Here is a 5,523-nt window from a genome sequence, read left to right on the forward strand (position 1 = left end):
GGATTAAACCTTATCCTCGTATTGAAGGCTTTCAAGAAGAAAAGAAAAAGCTTTTAGACTTATGGTGGCAATGGGTTGATGAAGCAGATTATGATGAAGATACCAGCTTTTATGGGCTGCAAGCAACCATTGCACGAGAGGTCTTTTTAACCGGAGAGTGCTTTGTAAGATTGCATTATGTTGATCTCTACGGACGCTCTGGTGTACCGCTTCAATTACAAGTTTATCCCACGGAAATGTTGGACCTTTCCTACAATGGACCGGCTGAGATTGAAGGCAATTACATTCGTATGGGAATTGAATTTAATGCCAGTGGCAAGCGCGTTGCTTATCATTTCTGGGAACATCACCCCTATGATGATGTCCCTGCAAATATGGCATTTGAGAGCCAAGAGCGCGTGCGTGTCCCCGCTGAAATGATCCTGCACATCAAAGAGCGCCGTATCGCAGGACAATTGCGCGGTTCTCCCAAAATAACGCGCTGTATGACAAAGATCTTTCAACTCGAATCCTATGACGACGCAGAACTCGATAGAAAAAGGACGGCGGCTCTTTTCGCAGCGTTTGTCAAGGACAATTCACCAAACGTCGAAAAATTATCCGATAATCGTGATAAAAACAACGTTGAAGAAGAATACAAAGCACCTGTCATTGCGCCCGGTGCATCTCTTTATTTAGGAGAGAATAAAGAAGTTACATTCTCAAATCCTGTTGAGGTTGGTGGCTCTTATGAGGCTTTTCAATTTCGCAATATCTTGAAAATTTGTGCAGCACTTAATATGCCTTATGCCGTTGTGACTGGAGACGTTACGCGGGGGAATTTTTCAAATGTACGCACCTCCATCATTCAGTTTAGACGGCACGTCAAACAATGGCGTGAACATATTATTGCCTTTCAGTTTAACCGCATTGTTTGGGAGCGTTTTGTTGAAATGGCAGTGCTTGCTGGATGCGTCAATTTGCCAGGGTGGGAAGAAAATTCCTTGCCATGGCTTCAATGTGAAAGCTTTGCTCCCCCGCTTGAAATGATTGATCCAAACAAGGATATCTCAGCGGAAAAAGAAGAAATTCGTGCAGGCTTGAAAACACGACGCATGGCACTTGCCGAGCGCGGCTTTGATATCGACAGCATTCATGCCGAACTTGAAGAAGAGCACACAGACGCTCGTGCGCGCGGCTTATCTTTTGACACGGATATGGCAGCGCCTTCTGGTGAAAATCAAGCGATTGATACAGCAGATTCAGAACCTTCTGAGACTTATGAAAGTAACCAAGGCAGTGAGGCACATAAAAATGGTGAATAATCTTGATATGCCGTTCTTGGCATCACGGCTTTTTGGGGTTCCACATATGCTTGCCTCGACAAAACTTGATGTCATTTTGAATGCTCTTGCACCGCGTCTTTTTGAGGGAGAAAAGTTTGCCCCTGGGGCTTTTGCGCAAGGGGATACAACGGCTTTAAGACCCCCTGAAACTTATGTAGTACAAAACAATGTTGCCATAATACCGGTTCATGGCACGCTTGTGCGCCGTGGTGCATGGCTTGGGGCTTTATCGGGGCTAACCTCTTATGAAGGTTTAAGGGCTTCTTTTCGTGAAGCCATTGCACAACCTGATGTTCGCGCTGTTTTACTTGATATTGACAGCGGCGGTGGAGAAGCCGGTGGTGTCTTTGATTTGGTTGAAGAGTTTCAAACACTCTCAAAACAATACAATAAACCCATTTGGGCACATGCCAATGAGTTTGCTTGTTCAGCGGCTTATGCCATTGCTTGTTCTGCTTCTCAAATATGGGTTGCTCGCACGGGTGTTGTNTGATTTGGTTGAAGAGTTTCAAACACTCTCAAAACAATACAATAAACCCATTTGGGCACATGCCAATGAGTTTGCTTGTTCAGCGGCTTATGCCATTGCTTGTTCTGCTTCTCAAATATGGGTTGCTCGCACGGGTGTTGTGGGCTCGATTGGGGTTGTTTGCGCCCATCTTGACCAATCTCGTGCGGATGAAAAACACGGGCATAAATGGACCTTTGTCTTTGAAGGTGATCACAAAACCCATGGCAACCCTCACGAACCCTTGAGCGNAGGCTCGATTGGAGTTGTTTGTGCTCATCTTGACCAGTCCCGTGCAGATGAAAAACACGGGCATAAATGGACCTTTGTCTTTGAAGGTGATCACAAAACCCATGGCAACCCTCACGAACCCTTGAGCGATACAGCACAGATAAAAATGCAAGCCGATTGCGCCCTGCTCTACGAGATGTTTGTCGATTTGGTGGCGCAAAACAGACGCTTAAATGCTGCTGCAATTCGTGACACAAAAGCAGAAACTTTTATAGGCACCCAAGCGATCACGCTTGGATTAGCAGATGTGCAAGGCACCCTTGCGCAAGCTTTGGAAGCCTTAACGGATTCCATATCACAAAACCCAACATCAACAACAAAAGAAGGACAAAACACATGGCACGCACACAATACCGCGCTGAAGAAGAGGATGACGAAAAGATTGTCGACATCATCAATGACGAGGAAGAGGACGAAGACGATAGCGACATCGACAAAAACGCCGAAGACTTCGACGATGAAGAAGAAAACGAAGATGAAGATGAAGACAATGAGGACAAGCAGGAAAACATAAAAGCTGCTCTTGAAAAAGAAAGAAAGCGCGCAAAAGCACTAACAACCCTTGAAAGGCAAGCAAAGCACTTNTGATGACGAAAAGATCGTCGACATCATCAATGACGAGGAAGAGGACGAAGGCGATAGCGACATCGACAAAAACGCCGAAGACTTCGACGATGAAGAAGACGAAGATGAGGATGAAGACAACGAAGACAAGCAGGAAAACATAAAAGCTGCTCTTGAAAAAGAAAGAAAGCGCGCAAAAGCACTAACAACCCTTGAAAGGCAAGCAAAGCACTTAGGCGTTTCTTTTGACGCAGCAAAAGCTATTCAAAAAGGTATGAGTATCGAGAAAGCACGCCAGTGTGTGTTGACGGCTGCTAGCTCTCAAAGCGCGTCTTTAAAAGTCTCGCCTTATACCCCTCATAGTGATGGGACGAGCAAGGCAAAGATTCATACAAAATGGGAAGCAGCTTGGAGGGCAGTGAAATGACGAATATTATTTATGACGACGTACGCAATGGCGCTTATCTTGGACCCTACGACCCCGATATGTCAAACGAAGAAGTGGTGTTTGCATCAGGAGCATTCATTGAAGCTGGAACTGTCATGGGAAAGATAACCGCAACGGAACACTATGTCCCCCTTAATCCAGCAGCAGCAGATGGCAGTCAAACACCGGCAGGGATTTCTTTTGCTACTGTTGATGCCTCTGAAGCAGATCAACGTGCCGTGATTACAGCACGCTTATGCACTGTAAAAGCTTCTGAACTGCTATGGCCAGATGCCATCACGGATGAGAAAAAGAAAGCAGNGGGAACTGTCATGGGAAAGATAACCACAACGGAATACTATGTCCCCCTTAATCCAGCAGCAACAGATGGCAGTCAAACACCGGCAGGGATTTCTTTTGCTACTGTTGACGCAACAGGCGCCGATCAACGCGCTGTGATTACAGCACGCTTATGCACTGTAAAAGCTTCTGAACTGCTATGGCCAGATGCCATCACGGATGAGAAAAAGAAAGCAGCCATTCAGTCTTTAGAAGACCATAACAACATTCTATTGCGATAGGAGAATGCACACATGGATATGAATTTTTTTAAACATGATGCTTTCTCAAGCATCACAATGATGAAAGCCATCGAAAACTATGAGTTTCAACCTGGTCTTGTAAGTTNAAAAACAACATTCTATTGCGATAGGAGAATGCGCACATGGATATGAACTTTTTTAAACATGATGCTTTCTCAAGCATCACAATGATGAAAGCCATCGAAAACTATGAGTTTCAACCTGGTCTTGTAAGTTCTCTTAATCTCTTTGAAGAAGTTGAAACCAGTACCACAGTGGTTGGGATTGAACGGCGTGATAATACATTTTCGCTTATTCAAACCAGTGAACGTGGCGCACCTTTGACAGAAGGTGATANTCTCTTAATCTCTTTGAAGAAGTTGAAACCAGTACCACAGTGGTTGGGATTGAACGGCGTGATAATACATTTTCGCTTATTCAAACCAGTGAACGTGGCGCACCTTTGACAGAAGGTGATAGAGAGGGTCGTAATCTTCGGTTTTTCAAAACAACACGGATTGCCAAAAGTGATACGGTGAAATCAGAAGAAATCCAAAACCGTCGTGAATTTGGCGCAGAAGATCAGTTAGAGACAGCAATGAAATATATTGCCAGAAAACAAAAGAAACTGATTTCTGAAATCGAATTGACATGGGAAAATATGCAGCTTGGCGCTGTTCAAGGTGTTGTCCTTGATGCTGATGGTTCCGTAATTGTCGATTGGTACAAAGAATGGGAAATCACACCACCAAAGCCCATTGACTTTAAACTGAATACAGAGACAACCAATGTTGCTGACAATGTTGATCAAGTCATTATGAGGATGATTGAGGCTTCAAAGGGAGCGTTTTCTGATCGTTCACGCATTATTGGGCTTTGTGGAAATGAATTCTTTTCCAAGTTGAAAAACCATAAAACAATTCGTGAAACTTATCTCAACACAGCCTTAGCACAAACACTCAATAGCGCCGGAGGTGTTGCAACACCAAGCGCTCTTGGATCGGGGAGCTTTGGCAGTTTTGACTTTGCTGGTGTCACTTTCATTAATTACCGGAGTATCCACAACTATAATGTGAGTGCGAAGGCTGGAACAAAGCGCGCCATAGGCATTAAGCCTGATGAATGCCAATTCTTTCCTGTTGATGCGCCTGGTGTCTTCCAAAAAACCTTTGCTCCTGGTGAAAGCTTGGATTTTGCCAACACGGTTGGAAGACCTCTCTACACCATGCTTATCGTCGACCACGACCGTAATGCATGGGTAAAACCGGAGGTCTATAGCTATCCGCTTTACATCTGTACACGCCCTGAAATGCTGTTTAAAGCAGTGATTGGAGCGAAATAACATGCGATGGCACGGGCTGCTAAACCAAATGGTTAAAGATGTGCGCAACACTTTTGGGCAGCCCATCATCTACACGCGAAAAGACAACCAGCAATCTTTTCGTATCACAGCGATTTACGGCATTAAGCATTCAGAATCGGACGCCGGTGGCAGAATCCCCACCACAATTCCAAGAAAGGAACTTGATCTTTGTATCAATGACATCGGGGGAATACCACCAAACCCTCAAGATAGTGTTGTAATCATTTCCCCTGAAAACAGCAAAGCGCCCTCTTCTCAAGAGCACTTCACTGTCACAGATGTCCAAGCCTCAGAATCCGGTATGTATAAACTTATCTTGCGAGAGATAAAACAATGAAACATCCACGCGAAACGATAAGAGAAACATTTGTTACGTTGATCAAAGCAGCAAAGACGGCAGCTGGTGACAATGTTTTCAATATGCGTGATTTCAACTTTTCCGTTGAGAACACGCCTGCAATTAA

Annotated in this window: 3 protein-coding genes and 6 pseudogenes; all 9 read left to right on the plus strand. The window is 44.6% G+C overall.

The genetic code is table 11. The features are described from left to right. Positions 1–1,304, plus strand: a 1,304-nt coding sequence (locus ACFIKN_RS08315) for a phage portal protein (RefSeq protein WP_375658234.1), incomplete at its 5' end; no start/stop codon positions are given. After that, a pseudogene (locus ACFIKN_RS08320) lies at positions 1,294–1,812 on the plus strand (S49 family peptidase); the annotation flags it as partial. The gene ACFIKN_RS08315 and the pseudogene ACFIKN_RS08320, both read left to right, overlap by 11 nt. 25 nt (positions 1,813–1,837) lie before the next feature. Next, positions 1,838–2,638: pseudogene (locus ACFIKN_RS08325) on the plus strand (S49 family peptidase); the annotation flags it as partial. Positions 2,639–2,686: 48 nt separating this feature from the next. Beyond that, complete coding sequence (locus ACFIKN_RS08330) at positions 2,687–3,115, plus strand: hypothetical protein (RefSeq protein ID WP_375658236.1); 429 nt, start codon at positions 2,687–2,689, stop codon at positions 3,113–3,115. After that, positions 3,112–3,435 (plus strand): annotated as a pseudogene (locus ACFIKN_RS08335) (head decoration protein); the annotation flags it as partial. The gene ACFIKN_RS08330 and the pseudogene ACFIKN_RS08335, both read left to right, overlap by 4 nt. Before the next feature lie 3 nt (positions 3,436–3,438). Then, positions 3,439–3,696 (plus strand): annotated as a pseudogene (locus tag ACFIKN_RS08340) (head decoration protein); the annotation flags it as partial. Between the two features lie 143 nt (positions 3,697–3,839). Beyond that, positions 3,840–4,052, plus strand: a pseudogene (locus ACFIKN_RS09585) (major capsid protein); the annotation flags it as partial. A 2-nt stretch (positions 4,053–4,054) separates the two neighbouring features. Beyond that, a pseudogene (locus ACFIKN_RS08350) lies at positions 4,055–5,038 on the plus strand (major capsid protein); the annotation flags it as partial. 1 nt (position 5,039) lies between these two features. Beyond that, entirely contained in the window at positions 5,040–5,396 is a 357-nt protein-coding gene (locus ACFIKN_RS08355) for a hypothetical protein (RefSeq protein WP_375658237.1), read from the plus strand. Positions 5,397–5,523 lie beyond the last annotated feature (127 nt).

The sequence above is a fragment of the Bartonella sp. CL436QHHD genome (assembly GCF_042195105.1).
In the GTDB taxonomy this organism is placed as follows: domain Bacteria; phylum Pseudomonadota; class Alphaproteobacteria; order Rhizobiales; family Rhizobiaceae; genus Bartonella.